At 72.7% G+C, this 17,260-nt stretch carries 16 protein-coding genes; 3 read left to right on the top strand and 13 right to left on the bottom strand.

The annotated features are described in order from the left end of the window. Positions 1–116: 116 nt before the first annotated feature. Positions 117–770: a uridine kinase family protein gene (locus HMPREF3099_RS02250; RefSeq protein ID WP_070703564.1), complete on the top strand. Its 654-nt coding sequence runs from the start codon at positions 117–119 to the stop codon at positions 768–770. Between the two features lie 10 nt (positions 771–780). Then, a complete protein-coding gene (gene deoC, locus HMPREF3099_RS02245) occupies positions 781–1,590 on the top strand; it encodes a deoxyribose-phosphate aldolase (RefSeq protein WP_070703563.1) in 810 nt (269 codons plus the stop codon). Positions 1,591–1,593: 3 nt separating this feature from the next. Here deoC and HMPREF3099_RS02240 read toward each other — a convergent pair whose 3' ends face one another. The 11 genes from HMPREF3099_RS02240 to HMPREF3099_RS02195 form a co-directional block, all read right to left on the bottom strand. Beyond that, entirely contained in the window at positions 1,594–2,898 is a 1,305-nt protein-coding gene (locus tag HMPREF3099_RS02240) for an MFS transporter (RefSeq protein ID WP_070703562.1), read from the bottom strand. 1 nt (position 2,899) lies between these two features. Beyond that, positions 2,900–4,201, bottom strand: coding sequence for a thymidine phosphorylase (locus HMPREF3099_RS02235; protein ID WP_070703561.1), 1,302 nt, complete (start codon positions 4,199–4,201; stop codon positions 2,900–2,902). Between the two features lie 131 nt (positions 4,202–4,332). Further along, on the bottom strand, positions 4,333–4,449 hold the full coding sequence (locus HMPREF3099_RS11880; protein WP_083323419.1) for a methionine/alanine import family NSS transporter small subunit: 117 nt from the start codon (positions 4,447–4,449) through the stop codon (positions 4,333–4,335). Further along, complete coding sequence (locus tag HMPREF3099_RS02230) at positions 4,446–6,104, bottom strand: sodium-dependent transporter (protein ID WP_070703560.1); 1,659 nt, start codon at positions 6,102–6,104, stop codon at positions 4,446–4,448. The genes HMPREF3099_RS11880 and HMPREF3099_RS02230 overlap by 4 nt, the downstream gene beginning before the upstream one ends. A gap of 139 nt (positions 6,105–6,243) precedes the next feature. Further along, positions 6,244–6,669 (bottom strand): cytidine deaminase, encoded by a 426-nt coding sequence (locus HMPREF3099_RS02225; protein ID WP_083323418.1) that lies wholly within the window; start codon positions 6,667–6,669, stop codon positions 6,244–6,246. Continuing rightward, positions 6,666–7,997, bottom strand: coding sequence for an ABC transporter permease (locus HMPREF3099_RS02220; RefSeq protein ID WP_070703559.1), 1,332 nt, complete (start codon positions 7,995–7,997; stop codon positions 6,666–6,668). The genes HMPREF3099_RS02225 and HMPREF3099_RS02220 overlap by 4 nt, the downstream gene beginning before the upstream one ends. Continuing rightward, positions 7,994–9,286, bottom strand: coding sequence for an ABC transporter permease (locus HMPREF3099_RS02215; protein WP_070703558.1), 1,293 nt, complete (start codon positions 9,284–9,286; stop codon positions 7,994–7,996). Before HMPREF3099_RS02215 ends, HMPREF3099_RS02220 begins: the two co-directional genes overlap by 4 nt. Continuing rightward, positions 9,283–10,818: an ABC transporter ATP-binding protein gene (locus HMPREF3099_RS02210; protein ID WP_070703557.1), complete on the bottom strand. Its 1,536-nt coding sequence runs from the start codon at positions 10,816–10,818 to the stop codon at positions 9,283–9,285. The genes HMPREF3099_RS02215 and HMPREF3099_RS02210 overlap by 4 nt, the downstream gene beginning before the upstream one ends. Positions 10,819–10,861: 43 nt before the next feature. Then, positions 10,862–11,977 carry a BMP family lipoprotein gene (locus tag HMPREF3099_RS02205; protein ID WP_070703556.1) on the bottom strand — a complete coding sequence of 372 codons (1,116 nt, stop codon included), beginning with the start codon at positions 11,975–11,977 and terminating at the stop codon, positions 10,862–10,864. Between the two features lie 85 nt (positions 11,978–12,062). Then, positions 12,063–13,166 (bottom strand): quinone-dependent dihydroorotate dehydrogenase, encoded by a 1,104-nt coding sequence (locus HMPREF3099_RS02200; RefSeq protein ID WP_202816663.1) that lies wholly within the window; start codon positions 13,164–13,166, stop codon positions 12,063–12,065. Next, entirely contained in the window at positions 13,163–14,311 is a 1,149-nt protein-coding gene (locus HMPREF3099_RS02195) for a mannose-1-phosphate guanylyltransferase (protein WP_070703555.1), read from the bottom strand. The genes HMPREF3099_RS02200 and HMPREF3099_RS02195 overlap by 4 nt, the downstream gene beginning before the upstream one ends. Positions 14,312–14,376: 65 nt before the next feature. Here HMPREF3099_RS02195 and HMPREF3099_RS02190 point away from each other — a divergent pair, with 65 nt between their 5' ends. Continuing rightward, entirely contained in the window at positions 14,377–15,543 is a 1,167-nt protein-coding gene (locus HMPREF3099_RS02190; RefSeq protein WP_070703578.1) for a glycosyltransferase family 4 protein, read from the top strand. An 83-nt stretch (positions 15,544–15,626) separates the two neighbouring features. On the opposite strand, the gene HMPREF3099_RS02185 is transcribed toward HMPREF3099_RS02190, so the two are convergent. Next, on the bottom strand, positions 15,627–16,154 hold the full coding sequence (locus HMPREF3099_RS02185) for a 2'-5' RNA ligase family protein (RefSeq protein ID WP_070703577.1): 528 nt from the start codon (positions 16,152–16,154) through the stop codon (positions 15,627–15,629). 16 nt (positions 16,155–16,170) lie between these two features. Next, positions 16,171–17,214 (bottom strand): tryptophan--tRNA ligase, encoded by a 1,044-nt coding sequence (gene trpS / locus HMPREF3099_RS02180; protein ID WP_070703576.1) that lies wholly within the window; start codon positions 17,212–17,214, stop codon positions 16,171–16,173. Positions 17,215–17,260: the final 46 nt, after the last annotated feature.

The raw sequence follows: 17,260 nt of genomic DNA, 5'->3' as shown, positions 1-17,260 counted from the left end.
TCCGGGTGGGTCGAGGTGGTGGGTCGGGCGGGTGGATCGGGGTGGTTCCGGGCAGGCCGGGGACCCGCTCGCGCCACCGACGGTGGGCCGGCGGCGCGCACGTAGGATCATCCCCCATGCCGGACGCCCACCCCGTCGCCCCCACGCCGCAGGCCACCACCCCCGCCGCGCAGGTGCTGCTGCTCACCGGTCCGAGCGGGGCCGGCAAGACCCGCCTGGCCCGCCGGCTGGGCGCCACCCACGGCTGGCCCGTGGTGCCGCTCGACGACTACTACCACCCGCACGACGCCCCGGACCTGCCGCTGCGACCCGACGGCCTCGTGGACTGGGACCACGTGGGCACGTGGGACCACGCCGCCGCCCTGGCCGGGCTGGAGCAGCTGGCGCACACCGGCGCCACCCAGGTGCCGGACTACGACATCTCCACCTCGTCCGTACAGGGCCACCGCACCGTGACCCGCGGCAGCGCCCCGCTGGTGGTGGCCGAGGGCATCTTCGCCGCCCACCTTGTGGCCCCGCTGCGCGAGCGCGGCCTGCTCGCCGACGCGTGGTGCATCACCTCCGGACCGTGGACCACTTTCGTCCGCCGCCTGGTCCGCGACCTGGCCGAGCACCGCAAGCCCCCGGCCGTGCTCTGGGAGCGCGGCAACCGCCTGCGCCGCACCGAGCCGCGCTTCGTGGCCCACCAGCGCCGCCTGGGTGCGCGGGTGCTCTCCCCCGCCGCCGGGGAGCGCGCCGCCACCGACCGATGGGGTGCACCCCGCCAGTAGGCTGCGGCCCATGACCGACCGCTACGCCCCCGGCACCGCGCTGACCCTGCAGCAGGTGGCCGACCTGTTCGACCACGCCCTGCTCAAGCCCGAGCTCACCACCGACGAGGTGACCGCCGGCGTCCGCGAGGTGGCCGCGCTCAACGCCTTCTCCGTGTGCGTGCGCCCCAGCGACGTGCCCCTGGCCGCCCGCACCATCGCCGAGACGGTGGCCGACGGCGCCGGGGAGGGCGACGGCGAGCCCTCGCGCACCACGGTGTGCACCGTCATCGGCTTCCCGCACGGCACCACCAGCACGGCCGGCAAGGTGGCCGAGGCCGAGCAGGCCGTGGCCGACGGCGCCACGGAGCTGGACATGGTGCTCAACATCGGCCGCCTGCGCAGCGGCGAGGTCGACGCCGTGCAGGCCGACGTCGCCGCCGTGGTGGAGGCCGGCCACGCCCACGACGTTCCGGTGAAGGTGATCCTCGAGACCGCCCTGCTCGACGACGCGCAGAAGGTGGCCGCCTGCCGCGCCTCGGAGGCCGCGGGCGCGGACTTCGTGAAGACCTCCACCGGGTTCGCCGGCGGCGGCGCGACGCTGCCGGACGTGCGCCTCATGCGGCAGAACACCGGCGAGCAGGTGCAGGTGAAGGCCTCCGGCGGCGTGCGCGACGTGGACACCCTGCTGGCCATGCTGGCCGAGGGGGTCACCCGCATCGGCACCAGCTCCACCTCGGCGCTCATGGCCGGGGCCCGCGAGCGCCTGGCCGCCGGCACCCTCGTGGTGCCCGAGCCGCCGGCCACGCTCGACGAGGCGACGGCCGACAGCACCTACTGAGCCTCAGGCGGTCTCGGCGGCCGTCTCGCCGATGCGCCCGGACATGCGAGCAGCCATGGCCGGGCGCATCGCCGTCCACAGCAAGGCCACCACGGCGCACCCGCCCACGGTGAGCACCACCCACTGGAAGGCGTGCCCGCTGCCGATCATCCACCCGGCCAGTGCCGGGCCGAGGATGGACGACAGGGTCCACGACAGGCCGCCCATGGCGTTGTAGCGGCCACGCAGCTCCTCGGTGGCCAGGTCGTTGACCACCGCCGGCATCACCGGGGACTGGAACACCTCCCCCAGGCCGAAGAGGCCCAGTCCGGTGATGACGGCCGCCGCCGCCCACGGCCCCTCGAGCAGGGCCGAGCTGGCCACCACCGCCCAGGAGACGCCCCACAGCGCCCACGTGAGCGACAGCATCGAGGCGTGGCGCCGCCCCTGGATGACACCCAGCGCCCAGGTCTGCGCCAGCACGATGACGGCCGTGTTGGCCCCGAACGCCCAACCCAGCGCGCTCGGGGGCACGTCGGCCACGCCGTGGGCGTAGGCGGGGAAGCCCATGTCCATCTGCGCGTAGCCCACGGTCATGCCCAGCACGGAGACGAGCACCACGCGCAGCAGCACGGTGTCGCGCAGCACCGTCAGCCAGGTGTCGCCGGGCAGCAGCTGCTCCACGCTGGTGACGGCGGCCCGCTCCAGGGCGCCGGTGCCGGCGGGCAGGGCCACGATGACCACGAGGTAGGCTAGGTAGGTCACGGCGTCCACGAGGTAGAGGCGCTGGTAGGCCGCCAGGGTCTCGGAGGCCACGAGGAAGGAGCTCGCCATCGCGCCGGTGCCCAGGCCCAGGTTGAGCAGCAGAAACTGGAAGCCGTAGACCCGCTCGCGCTCCTCACGGCGTACCAGGCGGGTGAGCATGGCGGTGAACGCCGGGTGCGCCATGACGCCGGCCACCGCGGTGGTCATGGTGAGCGCGTAGGCGGCCGTGAGCGTGGGGACGAAGGCCATGGCCCCCATGCACAGCCCCTCCACGAGCAGGCCGGTGAAGAGCACCCAGCGCGGCCCCACGTGGTCGATGAGCCAGCCGCCCACCGGCGCCGCGAGCACCGCCACCGCGCCCATGGCCGCGAACATCAGCCCGACCAGGCGGGAGTCGAAGCCGCGCACGTCCGTGAGGTAGACGTACAGGAAGGGCATGGAGAGCCCGCTGCCCAGCGCCGAGAGCAGCACGCCCACGAAGAGCAGGCGCACGGTGCGGGTCATGGGGGGCACCACTCCGCCGAGGCGGGCGGGCAGGCGGTCGTCGTCCAGGGGCGCGGTCACGTCAGGCGGTGATGCGGTCGATCACCAGGGTGCGCTCGAAGGGCTCGGCGTCCGGGTCGATGGTGACCGCACCGGCGAGCGTCTCCACGCCGCGGGCCAGCCGCTCCGGCGTCTCGGTGTGGCAGGTGAAGAGCACCTGCCCGGCCTCCACGCGCTCCCCCACGCCGGCGTGCCAGACCACGCCCGCACCGGCCTGCACCGGGTCCTCCTTGCGGGCGCGCCCGGCGCCCAGGCGCCACGCGGCCACGCCCACCTTGTAGGCGTCCATGGCGGTCACCACACCACTGGCCTCGGCCGTCACCTCGGCGGTGTGGGCACCCGGCACGAGCTCGGCCTCGGGGTCGCCACCCTGCGCGGCGACCATGCGCTTCCACACCTCCAGCGCGGCACCGGAGTCCAGCACCTGCTCCACGTCCACGTCCGCCGCGCCCTCGATGCCGGAGGCCAGCACCATCTCGCGGGCCAGGGCGAGGGTCAGCTCGCGCACGTCGGCCGGGCCGCGGCCGGAGAGCACCTCCACGGACTCGGTGACCTCCAGCCCGTTGCCGGCGGTGCGACCCAGCGGCGCGGACATGTCGGTGAGCAGCGCCACCGTGGTCACCCCCGCCGCGGTGCCCAGGGCCACCATCCGCTCGGCCAGGGCGCGGGCGTCGGCCTCGTTCTTCATGAACGCCCCCGAGCCCACCTTGACGTCGAGCACCAGCGCGCCGGTCCCCTCGGCGATCTTCTTGGACATGATCGAGCTGGCGATGAGGGGCAGCGCCTCCACGGTGCCGGTCACGTCGCGCAGGGCATAGAGCTTCTTGTCGGCCGGCGCCAGCCCCGCCCCTGCGGCGCAGATGACGGCACCCACCTCCTCGAGCTGGGTCATCATCGCGTCGTTGGTGAGCTCGGCGCGCCAGCCGGGGATCGCCTCGAGCTTGTCCAGGGTGCCGCCGGTGTGGCCCAGCCCGCGCCCGGAGAGCTGCGGCACGGCCACGCCGCATGCGGCCACGAGCGGCGCCAGCGGCAGGGTGATCTTGTCGCCCACGCCGCCGGTGGAGTGCTTGTCGGCGGTCGGGCGGCTCAGGGTGGAGAAGTCCATGCGCTCGCCCGAGGCGATCATGGCCGCGGTCCAGCGCTCGATCTCGCCGGGCTCCATGCCGTTGAGGAAGATCGCCATGGCCAGCGCCGACATCTGCTCGTCGGCCACCTCGCCCCGGGTGTAGGCGGCCACCACCCAGTCGATCTGCTCGTCCGACAGGCGACCACCGTCGCGCTTGGTGCGGATGACGTCCACGGCATCGTGCTGCGCTGCGCTCATGGGTCCATCATCGCCGATGGGGCGCCGCGCCGGGGTACGTGGGCATCGGGCCCCGGCCCGTGCCCGGCCCCGGACGCGCCGACGGCGCACGACCGGGTGGTCGTGCGCCGCCGGGAGGTGGTGCGGGCGGGTCAGTCGCCGAACGACTCCTCGTCCGGGTTGGCCAGCAGGTGGGCCAGGGACACACCCAGACCGCCCCAGATGACGCCCAGGTAGACAACCATCATCACGATCGCCTCGGTGCTCATGCGCGTCCTCCCTCCGTGTACGTGGTGGTGGCGGCGTGGCCGTAGCCTCGCTCAGTGGTGTCGACACCGTGGATGGCACGCACCTCGGGGTCCTCGAGGTCGTACGAGGTGGCGTGCAGGTGGCGGTTGCGGAAGGGGACGAAGGACAGCAGCACCGACAGCAGCAGCACCAGGCCAACCATGCCCCACCCGAAGGTGTTGATGAAGTCGGTCGGGTAGCCCTCGTACGGCTCGGCGCGCAGGCCCTTGACGGTGTCCCAGGTGGTGAACGCCAGCACGGCGGGCGTCAGGACGCCCACGCAGAACATCCAGACCTTGCCCAGGCGGAAGGAGCTGACGGTGTTGAGGTGGCGGGCCAGGCGGGGCAGGGCCAGCGCCACCCAGGTGAGCACGATGCAGGCCAGGCCCGCCGAGCCGACCAGCAGCACGTTGTTCACCCAGTTGTCGGTGACGTCCAGCACGTACAGGCCGGTGGAGCGCGGGTAGAAGGCCAGCGACACCAGGGCCATGACCGTGCCGGTCACCAGGGTGGCGGTGCGGTGGCTCACGCCGGCCTTGTCGGCGAACGCGGCGCCGACCACCTGCATGAGGCTGACCAGCGAGGTGACACCGGCCAGCAGCAGGCAGCCGAAGAAGAGCACGCCGAAGACGTTGCCGAAGGGCATCTCGCTGATGAGCGCCGGGAAGACCACGAAGGTCAGGCCGGGCCCGCTGGCGACGGCCTCACCGACGGTCACGCCCTGCTGGTGGGCCAGGAAGCCGATGCAGGCGAACACACCGATGCCGGCCAGCACCTCGAAGGAGGCGTTGGAGAAGCCGACCACCAGGCCGGAGCCGGTGAGGTTGGTCTTGAGGTGCAGGTAGGAGGCGTAGGTCAGCATCGCGCCGATGGCCACCGAGGTGCTGAAGAACACCTGGCCGTAGGCGGCCACCCAGACCTCGGCGTCCTTGAGGGCGGCCCATTCGGGCGAGAAGAAGGCGTTGAGGCCGTCGGCGGCGCCGTCCAGCAGCAGGGCGCGGATCACCAGCGCGGCGAAGACCACCATCATCAGCGGCAGGAACACACGGTTCAGCCAGCCGATGCCGGCGTCCACGCCAATCCACACGATGAGGATGCTCACGGCCCACAGGGCGGCCAGCACCAGCGCGGTGGAGCCGACGAAGGAGCCGAACGCGCTCGGGGTGTCGGCCACCTGCAGCACGGTGCCGTTGAAGAAGCCCTCCGGATCGTCACCCCAGGCGAGGTTGAACGAGTAGAAGAAGTAGCGCGTGGCCCAGGCCAGCACCACCGCGTAGTAGGTGGCGATGACGAAGCACATGAGCGTCTGGATCCAGCCGAAGGGCTGCAGCCAGCCCTTGAGGCGGCTGAAGGCCAGCGGGGCCGAGCCGCGGAACTTGTGGCCCATGGCGTAGTCCACGAACAGCAGCGGGATGGCCGCCGTCAGCAGGGCCACCAGGTAGGGCACCAGGAAGGCGCCGCCACCGTTGGAGTAGGCCACGTAGGGGTAGCGCCAGATGTTGCCCAGACCCACGGCCGAGCCGATGGCGGCGAGGATGAAGACGGTGCGACCGGAGAAGGCCTGCCGGCCTCCGGACCCGGTGTCCGGTGCGTCGGACGGGCGGTACGCCGAGGCGCCGCCAGCAGTGTGGGACATCGCTGACCTCGATGTTCGTAGGGAGAACTGTCGAGGGAATCATGGCCGCGGGCGCGGCAGGGGCCAATGGTTGGCGCGGATCGTTGTGCAACCGTGACCGGCCGAACCCGCCACCCATCCGGTCCCGGGCGCCCCCGGCTCAGGCGAGGTCGTCGGCCCCGAAGGCCAGCGGCACCAGCTCGGCCACCGTGCGGGGGCGGCCGTCCGGCGCCATGACCAGGCACTCGCCGCCGCCGTGCTCCACGAGCAGCTGGCGGCACCGCCCGCAGGGCATCACCACGAGCTCCTCGCGCTGCACGCACGCCACGGCCACCAGACGCCCTCCCCCGGTGGCCACCAGCTGGCTCACCATGCCGCACTCGGCGCACAGGGTGACGCCGTAGCCGGCGTTCTCCACGTTGCAGCCCGAGACGACCCGGCCGTCGTCGGCCAGGCCCGCGGCACCGACCGGGTACCCGGAGTACGGCGCGTACGCGCGCCGCATGGCCGACCGAGCCGCCTCCAGCAGGGCGTCCCAGTCGACGCCGTCACCGCCGGCGGCAGCCACCTCCGGCTCCTCGCTCACGCCTGGCCCTTGACGTAGGGCGTGCCCTCGGCGGCCGGCGGGCGCACGCGGCCCACCAGGCCGGCCACGGCGACGATCGTCACCAGGTAGGGCAGCATCAGCAGCAGGTCGGTGGGCAGCGGGGAGCCGATGGAGCTCAGCACGTTGCCCAGGTTCTTGGTGAAGCCGAACAGCAGCGCGGCCACCACGGCGCCCTTGGGGCTCCAACGGCCCAGGATCATGGCCGCTAGGGCGATGAAGCCGTTGCCGGCGGACATGTCGCGCCCGAAGGCCAGGCCGGCGCCGATGGTGAAGAAGGCACCACCCAGGCCCGCCACGGCGCCACCGATGAGGGTGTTCACCACACGGAGGCGGTTGACGTCCACACCGACGGTGTCGGCGGCCTTGGGGTGCTCCCCCACCGCGCGGGTGCGCAGGCCCCAGGTGGAGCGGAAGAGCATGACGTGCAGCACCGCCACCACCACGTACATGAGGTACACGAGGATGGTCTGGTCGAAGAGCACCGGCCCGATGACGGGGATCTTGGACAGCACCGGGACCGGCAGCTGCGGCAGCGCCTGACGGCTGTTCCACAGCTCACGGTCCTGCGTGAGCAGCGACGAGAACAGGAAGCCCGTGAGGCCCAGCACCAAGGTGTTGAGCACCACGCCCACGATGATCTGGTCGACCCGGAAGACCACCGCGAAGAGCACCAGCAGCGCACCCACGAGGGCTCCGGCCACCGGGGCGGCCAGCAGGCCCAGCCACGCGTTGGCCGCCAGCGAGGCCACCACGGCCGCGGCGAAGGCCCCGAAGAGCAGCTGGCCCTCGATGGCGATGTTGATGATGCCCGAGCGCTCGCACAGGATGCCGCTCATGGCGCCGAAGATCAGCGGCACCGAGAGCGCCAGCGCACCGGCCAGCAGGGAGACCACCGGCACCACCGACCCGGTGCCGGCCGCGGCCCACACCAGCGTGGTGGCGATGAAGGCCAGACCACCGAGCACGTGGGCCCAGGCCGGCAGGTGTCCGCGGCGCAGCACCGCCCACGCGGTGACGGCCGTGAACAGCACCGCCAGGCCGATGGCGGTCGGCAGCGTGGGCAGCGTGAGGTCGGGGAGGTCGAAGAACGCCCCGGCGCTGCTGAAGCGGAAGGAGGTCTGCGCACCGGACGGGCTGCGCAGCACGAACACGCCCCAGGCCAGCAGCAGGCCCAGCAGGTAGACCGCGACCACCCCCCATCGGGGCTTGGCGGAGGTGCGGGGCAGAACGACCGGCTGGTCGGCGCCCTCGCTGCCGGTGGGGCGCGGTGCCGGGGTGCTCTCGGCGGCGCTCAGGGCGGTGCTCATGCTGCGGCCTCCTCGGAGGTCGCGCCGGAGCGCCCCGCCCGCTCGGGACGGGGGGCGCGGCGGCGCGGACGGGCGGGGTCGGGCAGGCGGAAGACCATGCGCACCAGCGGCGGGGCCGCGATGAGCAGCACGATCACCGACTGCAGGACGAGGATGATGTCGATGGGGGTCTGCGTGACCGACTGCATGACGAAGCCGCCGGCCTTGAGCGCGCCGAAGAGCAGACCCGACCAGAACACGCCCCACGCCCGGGAGCGGCCCAGCAGCGCCACGGTGATGGCGTCGAAGCCGAGCGAGCCGGCGATGCCGCCGGTGAGGAACTGCTCGGTGCCCTGCACCTGCGCGGAGCCGGCCAGACCGGCCAGCAGGCCGGCCACGGTCATGGCCACCACGGTGACCGCGCCGACGTTCATGCCGGCGGTGCGGGCGGCGGCCTGGTTGGCGCCCACCGCACGCAGGCGGAAGCCCAGGGTGGAGCGCTCCAGCAGCCACCACACGACCACGGTGGCCACGACGGCCAGCAGGAAGGCCGCGTTGAGGCGGAAGCCGTCACCCAGCAGCGAGGGCCACAGGGAGTTCTCGGCCAGGCGCGGGGACTTGGGTTGGTTGGAGCCGTCCTCCTGGAAGGCCGAGGTGGTGAGCAGGTAGGCCACCAGGTACACGGCGGTGTAGTTGAGCATGATCGTCACGATCACCTCGTTGGCACCGGTGCGGGCCTTGAGCAGGCCGGGCACCAGGCCCCACAGTGCGCCACCGAGGGCGGCACCGCCGGCCGCCACGAGCAGGTGCACCACCGGCGGCAGGTCCAGGGCGAAGCCCAGCCAGCTGCCGAGGATGGCGCCGACGATGATCTGGCCCTGGGCACCGATGTTGAACAGCCCGGCCCGGAAGGCCACGGCCACGCCGAGACCGGCCAGGACCAGCGGCACGCTGAACACCAGCGACTCCGTCAGCGGACGGACCTGGCGCTCGAAGGTGGTGGCGTCGGGGTTGAACACCGCCCCCTTGAACAGCGAGGTGTAGGCCTCCGAGACGGCCACCCAGACCGCCTCGAGGGTGTCGCTGGGACGGGCGAAGAAGTAGGTGGAGGTCTCGCGGACCTCCTCGTCGGCGACGGCGATGAGGACCGCGCCCACCAGCAGCGCCAGCAGCACGGCCAGCAGCGAGATGAGCAGGTTGCCGGTCACGATGCGCTGGAACAGCCCGTCGCGCTCGGTGTCCGGGGACACCGAGGTGCCGGTGAGGTCCGGGGTGGCGGGCGCCGCGGGGTCCGTGGCGGGGGTGGTCATCGGGGGTCCTCCTGGGCAGCGGCCTGGGCGCGGGCCTCGTCGGCGGGCACGCCGGCCATCATCAGGCCGAGCACGTCGCGCGGGGTGTCCCCCGGCACGACGTCCACGACGCGGCCGCGGTACATCACGGCGATGCGGTCGGACAGGGCGAGCACCTCGTCAAGCTCGGTGGAGACGATCACCACGGGCGTGCCGCGGTCGCGCTCGGCCACGATCTGGGCGTGGATGAACTCGATGGAGCCCACGTCCACGCCACGGGTGGGCTGGCTGGCCACGAGCAGGGTGAGGTCGCGGCCCATCTCGCGGGCGATGACGACCTTCTGCGCGTTGCCACCCGAGAGGGTGCTGATGGGGTCGTGCACCGAGCCGATGCGGATGTCGTACTCCTGCACCTGGCGCTCGGCGTTCTCGGCCAGCTTGCGCGGCGACATGCTCCACCGGCTGCCGGAGACCGGCGAGGTGTAGCGGTCGAGCACGAGGTTCTCGGCGATGCTGAAGGTGCTGATGACGCCGTCGGTGGAGCGGTCCTCGGGCACGAAGCCCAGGCCGCCGGTCAGGCGCTCGTGCACGGACTGGCGCAGCAGGTCGCGGCCGGCCAGGGTCACGCTGCCGCCGTCGGCGGGCTCGGTACCCAGCAGCACCTCGGTGAGCTCGGTCTGGCCGTTGCCCTGCACCCCGGCGATGCCGAGGATCTCGCCGGCGTGCACCTGCAGGTCCACGCCGTCGACCACCACGGCGCCGGAGTCGCTCACCACGCGCAGGTCGCGCACGTCGAGCACCACCTCGCCGGGCTGCGCGGGCTCCTTGGCCACGCGCATCTCCACCGAGCGGCCCACCATCATCGCGGCGAGCTCGGGCTCGGTGCTGGCCGGGTCGGCCTGACCCACCACCTCGCCGCGGCGGATCACCGTGATGCGATCGGCGACGGCGCGGATCTCGCGCAGCTTGTGGGTGATGAAGACGATCGAGGTGCCGGAGTCGGCCAGCTCGCGCATGATCGCCAGCAGCTCGTCGGTCTCCTGCGGCGTGAGCACGGCGGTGGGCTCGTCGAGGATGAGCACCTTGGCGTCACGGCTGAGGGCCTTGATGATCTCGACGCGCTGCTGCGCGCCGACCGGCAGGTCCTCGATCACCGCGTCCGGGTCGATGTCGAAGCCGAAGCGCTCCGACAGCTCCCGGACGCGGCGTCGTGCGGCCCCCAGGTCCAGCATCGGGCCGGAGCCCTCGTGGCCCAGGGCCACGGACTCGGCCACGGTGAAGACCGGCACGAGCATGAAGTGCTGGTGCACCATCCCGATGCCGGCGGCGACCGCGTCGCCCGGGCCGGAGAAGGAGACCTCACGGTCGTCCAGCAGGATGGCGCCCTCGTCGGGGCGGTGCAGGCCATAGAGCACGTTCATGAGCGTGCTCTTGCCGGCGCCGTTCTCGCCCAGCAGCGCGTGGACCTCGCCACGCTCCACCACGAGGTCGATGTCGCGGTTGGCCACCACGGGCCCGAAGGCCTTGGTGATGCCGCGCAGTTCCAGCTTCATGCAGGTGTCCTGTCGTCCGTGCGGACCCGGGTGCCGCCCGGGGTCACTTCGGGGTGTTCTCGGAGGTCACCTTGAGCTCGCCGGAGACGATCTTCGCGCGCAGGGCGTCGACCTCCTTGGAGAGCTCCTCGGGAACCTTGCCCTCGAAGTCGTGGAAGGGGGCCAGGCCCACGCCCTCGTTCTCGAGCGTGCCCACGTACGGCTTGTTGTCGAACTTGCCGGTGGCACCCTGCTGCACGGCGTCGAACACGGCCTGGTCCATCTCCTTGATGACCGAGGTGAGCATGACCTTGCCGTACTCGGTGGACTCGTAGCCGTCGGTGTCGACCCAGACCAGCTTGGCGCCGTCCTTGCCCTCCACGGCCTGCGCCGCACCGGAGCCCACGGGGCCGGCCACCGGCATCACGACGTCCACGCCCTGGGCGAGGAACTGCTCGGTGAGGGTCTTGCCCTGGCCGATGTTCTCGAAGTCGCCGGAGAAGGAGCCCTTCTGGGCCTTCTTGTCCCAGCCCAGCAGCTTGACGTCCTTGCCCTTGGCCTTGTTGTACTCGGCCACACCGTCGGCGAAGCCGTCCATGAAGACCGACACCGAGGGGATCTGCATGCCGCCGAAGGTGGCGACCTTGCCGGACTCGCTCATGCCGGCGGCCAGGTAGCCACCCAGGAAGGCGGCCTCGGCGGTGTTGAACAGCAGCGGGCGCACGTTCTCGGCGGTGGCCGGCTTGTTGCCGTCGGCCAGGGCGGAGTCCACGAGAGCGAAGTCCACGTCGGAGTGCTGCTTGGCGGCCTCCTGGATGGTGTCCTCGAGCATGAAACCCACGCCGATCACCATGTTGCAGCCCTGCTGGTTGACCAGGGTGTCCACGTTGGGGGCGAAGTCGGCCTCGCTGGAGGACTCCACCTTGGCGGTCTGGATGCCCAGCTCCTCCTCGGCGCGCTTGAGGCCCTCGTAGGAGGTCTGGTTGAAGGACTGGTCGTCGAAGCCACCGGAGTCCGAGACCATGCAGGCCTTGTAGTCCTTGTTCACGTCCTCCGCGGGCGCGCCGCTGCCGGAGCCCTTGCCGGACTCCGAGCCGCCCTCCTCCGGGGCCTCGCCACAGGCCGTCAGGGCGAGGGAAGCGGCCGCGAGGACGCCGGCGATCTTCATCGAAATGCGCATGTCAACTCCTGCTGAGTGGCTGTGCCACCCAGGCGTGACACGGCGCACATGGTACGCGCCCGGGCGCCCCTCGACGGGTTCCTTCTCAGGCGCGCGCGGCGGCGCCGGCCACGAGGGCGGGCCCGGCGAAGACGAAGCCCGAGTAGACCTGCACCAGGGCGGCGCCGGCCTCCCGCAGGGCCACCGCGTCGGCGGGCGTCATCACACCGCCCACCCCGATGACGGGCAGGTCGCTCGCGCCGGCCACCACCGCCACGGCCTCCCGGGCCCGCGCGGTGAGCGGCGCCCCGGAGAGACCACCGGGCGGCTGCTCAGCGGACACCCAGGCGGCGTCCTGCGGGGCCAGGCCCGTGCGCGCCAGGGTCGTGTTGGTGGCCACCATGCCGGCCACCCCCGCCTCACGCGCGATGCGGGTGGCGCCGGCGAGCGCCTCGTCGTCCATGTCCGGGGCCACCTTGCAGAACACCGGGACCGAGGCGGTGCCTGCGGCACGGGCTCGGTCGGCCTCCGCCTGCACCACGCCGGCCAGCAGGCGCTCCAGCGGCTCGGGGTCCTGCAGCCCGCGCAGGCCCGGGGTGTTGGGCGAGGAGATGTTCACCGCCAGGTAGTCCGGCAGGCCGGCGGCCACGCGCACGCAGGTGGCGTAGTCCTCCAGGGCGGACTCCAGCGGGGTGTCCTTGTTCTTGCCGATGCTCAGGCCCACCGGGATGGTCAGGCCGGCCGCGCGGGCCTCGCGCAGCCGCAGCACCGCGGAGTGCACCCCGGCGTTGGGGAAGCCCATGGAGTTGATCACCGCGCCGCTGGCGGGCAGGCGGTGCATGCGCGGGCGCGGGTTGCCCGGCTGCGGTCGCGGGGTGACCGTGCCCAGCTCCACGTGGCCCAGGCCCAGGGCCTGCCAGGCCAGCAGTGCGGTGCCCTCCTTGTCCGCCCCGGCCGCCAGGCCCACGCGGTGCGGGAAGGTGATGCCGGCCACCGTCACGCCCTCACCGGGGCGCACCGTGTGCCCCGGGGCGATGCCGCCGGTCACCGCCGCGAGCGCGGTCATCGCGCCGGGCACGCCCTGCAGCGCGGCCGACCACTGCAGCGTCGTGTGGTGGGCGGTCTCCGCATCGCCCCCGCCGAGCCCGAAGAGCACGGGGCGCACCAGGTGCTCCCAGCCGGCGGTGAGCACGGCCTCGCGGGCGGTCACGTGAGGTCCTCGCGGCCCAGCTCGTTCAGGCGGGCGACGATGCCCTTGACGTCCTGCGCCCGCTCCCGGGTGGTGACGAGCACGGCGTCGGGGGTGTCCACCACCACCACGTCCTCCAGCCCCATGGTCACCACGGTGCGGCCCTTGGACGTCATGACGAAGCCGCTGGCGTCCTCGCCCACCACCTCACCGGCCCCGGTGGTCACCAGGCCGTCCACCTCCTTGCCGGCACCGAGACGTCCGAGCACGGCACCCAGCGACCCGAAGTCGCCCACGTCGTCCCACGGGAAGTCACCCGGCACGCAGGCCACGTCGCCGGTGGCGGCGGCCGGCTCGGCCACCGCGTGGTCGATGGCGATCTTGGTGATCGGCGCCCACAGGTCGTCCAGGTGGCGCAGGTCGTCGTCGGCGGCGATGCGGGTGAGGGCCTCCACCATGTCCGGGTGGTTGCGCCCCAGCAGCTCCAGCAGGACGGTGGCCTTCACCACGAACATGCCGGCGTTCCAGCGGTAGCCGCCCTCGGCCAGGAAGGCCTCGGCGCGGGCGGCGTGCGGCTTCTCGTGGAAGGCCCGGACCGCGTGGGCCGAGGGGGCGCCGGGCACGTCGAGGGCCTCCCCCAGCCGGATGTAGCCGAAGCCGGTGGCCGGGCGGGTGGGCTCGATGCCGATGGTCACCAGCTTGCCGGTGCGCGCCACGGCCACGGCCTCGGCCACGCAGGCACGAAAGGTGTCCTCGTCGCCCACCAGGTGGTCGGCGGCGAAGGAGCCGATGACGGCCCCCGGGTCGTGGCGGGCGATGATCGCCGCGGCCAGCCCGATGGCCGGCATCGACTCGCGCGGCTGCGGCTCCACCACCAGGCCGTCGGCACCCAGGCCGGGCACGCCACCGCCGAGGGCCTCGCCGGTCACCTGCTCCCGCACCTTGTCCGAGTGCGCCGACCCGGTGACGATGGTGATGCGGTCCCCGGTGAGCGGCCGCAGCCGGTCGAGGGTGGCCTGCAGCATGGACCGGCCCTCCCCGGTCATGTCCTGCAGGAACTTGGGGGCCGAGGACCGGGAGACCGGCCACAGGCGGGTCCCCGATCCCCCGGCGGGGACGATGCCCCAGAAGCCGTCGATGCCCTGGTTGGCGGTGCCGGTGCTCATGAGGCCGAACCCTATCCGGCGTGCCGCAGTGGACAACGCGGCCCGCGCCGGGCACCGTGACCAGCGTGCGCGTCGCCATCGTCACCGAGTCCTTCCTGCCCCAGCTGAACGGGGTCACCACGAGCGTCTGCAAGGTGCTCGAGTGCCTGGCCGACAAGGGCCACGAGGCCGCGGTGGTCTGCCCGCGCTCCTCCACCCTGGCCCCCGAGGACCAGGTGCCCACCACCTACGCGGGCTTCCCCGTGCACCCGGTGGCCTCGGTGCCGGTGCGCAAGTTCCGCGTGGGCATGCCCGGTTACGACACCGAGGCGGTGTTCCGCGGCTTCAAGCCGGACGTGGCCCACATCGCCTCCCCCTTCGTGCTCGGCGTCAACGCCCTCTCGGTGGCCCGCCAGCTGCGGGTGCCCACGGTGGCCATCTACCAGACCGACATGCCCAGCTACATCCGCCAGCACTCCGGGCCGGCGGGGCACATCGCCGCCAACGCGGCGTGGCGCTGGATCCGGCGCATCCACGCCCAGGCCGACCTCACGCTCGCTCCCTCGCAGGCGGCGCTGACCGACCTGCGCGAGCACGACATCCCGCGGACCGCCCTGTGGGGGCGCGGGGTGGACGCCAAGCTCTTCCACCCCGACCGCAAGCAGACCGACGCGGTGCGCCGCCTCAAGGCCGAGCTGTCGCCGCACGGTGAGGTGCTGCTGGGCTACGTGGGGCGCCTGGCCCCGGAGAAGGAGCTGCACCGCTTCCTGGAGCTGGCCGACCTGCCCGGCGCCCGGCTGGTGTTCGTGGGCGACGGCCCGAGCCGCGACCTGCTGGCCCACCAGTTCCCCACCGCGGCCTTCCTCGGCCGCATGGAGGGCGAGGAGCTGGCCGACGCGTACGCGTCCTTCGACCTGTTCGTGCACGCCGGCACGCGCGAGACCTTCGGGCAGACGCTGCAGGAGGGCGCCGCGGCCGGGCTGCCCGTCATCGCGCCGGCGCGGGGCGGCCCCCTGGACCTCATCGACCACGGGGGGACGGGCTACCTCTTCGACCCGGACCGGGCCGGGTCGCTGCGCGAGTGCGTGGAGCGCCTCGTCACCGCGCCGGGGGCGGCGCAGGAGCGTGAGCGCATGGGCGTCGCCGGCCGCACCGCCGTGGAGGGCCGCTCCTGGAGCGCGATGGTGGACCGCCTCATCGAGTACTACGAGCAGGTCATCCCGCTGCACGCCGCCGGGCGCCGGGTGCTCTGAGGAGAGCTGGCCCGCCGCTACCACCACGGCCGGGCGCGACAGGACGAGGCCGGGCGAGGCCCAGGGGGCGTGACAGGGCGAACTCAGAGGGCGCGGCACTCCCCCGAGCCGAGCTCCCAGGAGTCCAACGGGCGCCACACGCCGTCCGGCCCCGACACGTAGCGCGTGAAGTGGTCCACCGTGAACGTCGCCGCGAAGTCCGCCATCTCCTGCATGGCCCGGTCGAGCGACCCGGCCGGCACGTTCTGGGCGAGGGTGACGTGCGGGTGGTACGGGAAGGGCAGCTCCATGGCCAGCGGACCGGCGTGCACGCGACGCTCCAGGGCGGCGCACTCCTCGGCACCCTGCACCAGCGGCGCGTAGACCACCTGGGAGACCGGCCGGAATGTCTCGGTTCCCCGCAGCTCCACGACGAAGGGCGGCACCGCCGCCGCGGCGGCCGAGAGGTGGTCGGCCACCAGCGAGCGGTCGTCACGCGCCATCGTGAGCGGCGGCATGAGGGTGATGTGCGTGGGGATGGACCGGGCCTGCTCGTCCCCGACGGCCATCCGCACCCGACGGACCTCGTCCGCCCAGGGCGCGGGGACCGGGATGGCGACGCCGATGTCCATCGTCACGGGAGAGTCCTCAGTCCCGTCCGACCGGGAGGAAGCCCATCGCCTCTCGGGCCCGGTCCATGACCGGGGCGGCCATGGCTCGGGCCTTCTCGGAGCCACGGGCCAGGATGCGGTCGAGCTCGGCCGGGTCGGCCAGCAGCTCGGCGGCACGCCCGCGGGCCGGGGCCAGCAGCGCCTCCACCGCCTCGGCCGTGGAGACCTTGAGCGCGCCGTAACCCTGACCCTCGAAGCGGGCCAGCAGCGTCTCCACGCTCTCCCCGGAGGCGACCGCGTGGATGTTCAGCAGGTTGGTGACGCCCGGCTTGGCCTCCTGGTCGTAGGCGATCACCGCGTCGTTGTCGGTGACGGCCGACTTGAGCTTCTTGGTGGAGGCCTTCGCCTCCTCGAGCAGCCAGATGACGCCCTTGTCGGAGCTGGCCGACTTGCTCATCTTGTTCGTGGGCTCCTGCAGGTCCATGACCCGCGCGGACTCCTTGGTCACCCGGTACTCCGGCACCACGAAGGTGTCGCCGAAGCGGTGGTTGAACCGCTGGGCGAGGTCGCGGGTGAGCTCCACGTGCTGCACCTGGTCGTCGCCCACCGGCACCAAGGAGGTGTCGTAGAGCAGGATGTCGGCGGCCATGAGCATCGGATAGGTGAACAGTCCCACCGAGGCGTTGCCGGCCTCCTGCTTGGCGGCCTTGTCCTTGAACTGCGTCATGCGGCTGGCCTCGCCGAAGCCGGTGATGCAGTTGAGCAGCCACGCCAGCTCGGCGTGCTCGGGCACGTGGGACTGCACGAACAGCACGGAACGCTCCGGGTCCACGCCGCCGGCCATGAACTGTGCCGCGGTACGACGGGTGCGCTCGCGCAGCAGGGCCGGGTCCATGGGCACGGTCACCGCGTGCAGGTCCACCACGCAGAAGACCGCCTCGTGGCCGTCCTGCATCGGCCCCCACTGCGACAACGCGCCGAGGTAGTTGCCCAGGTGCAGCGAGTCGGAGGTGGGCTGCATGCCGGAGAACACCCGCGGGGTGCCGGCGTGCTGGAAACCGGTGGGGACGTCAGCGCTCATGGCGCCCATTCTGACACTCGGGGTGGGGTGTCCGTCCTCCATGGTT

Source organism: Kytococcus sp. HMSC28H12, from assembly GCF_001816045.1.
In the GTDB taxonomy this organism is placed as follows: Bacteria; Actinomycetota; Actinomycetes; order Actinomycetales; family Dermatophilaceae; genus Kytococcus; species Kytococcus schroeteri.
The sequence above is the reverse complement of the archived record's forward strand: the minus strand, read 5'-3'. Positions and strand labels throughout refer to the sequence as shown.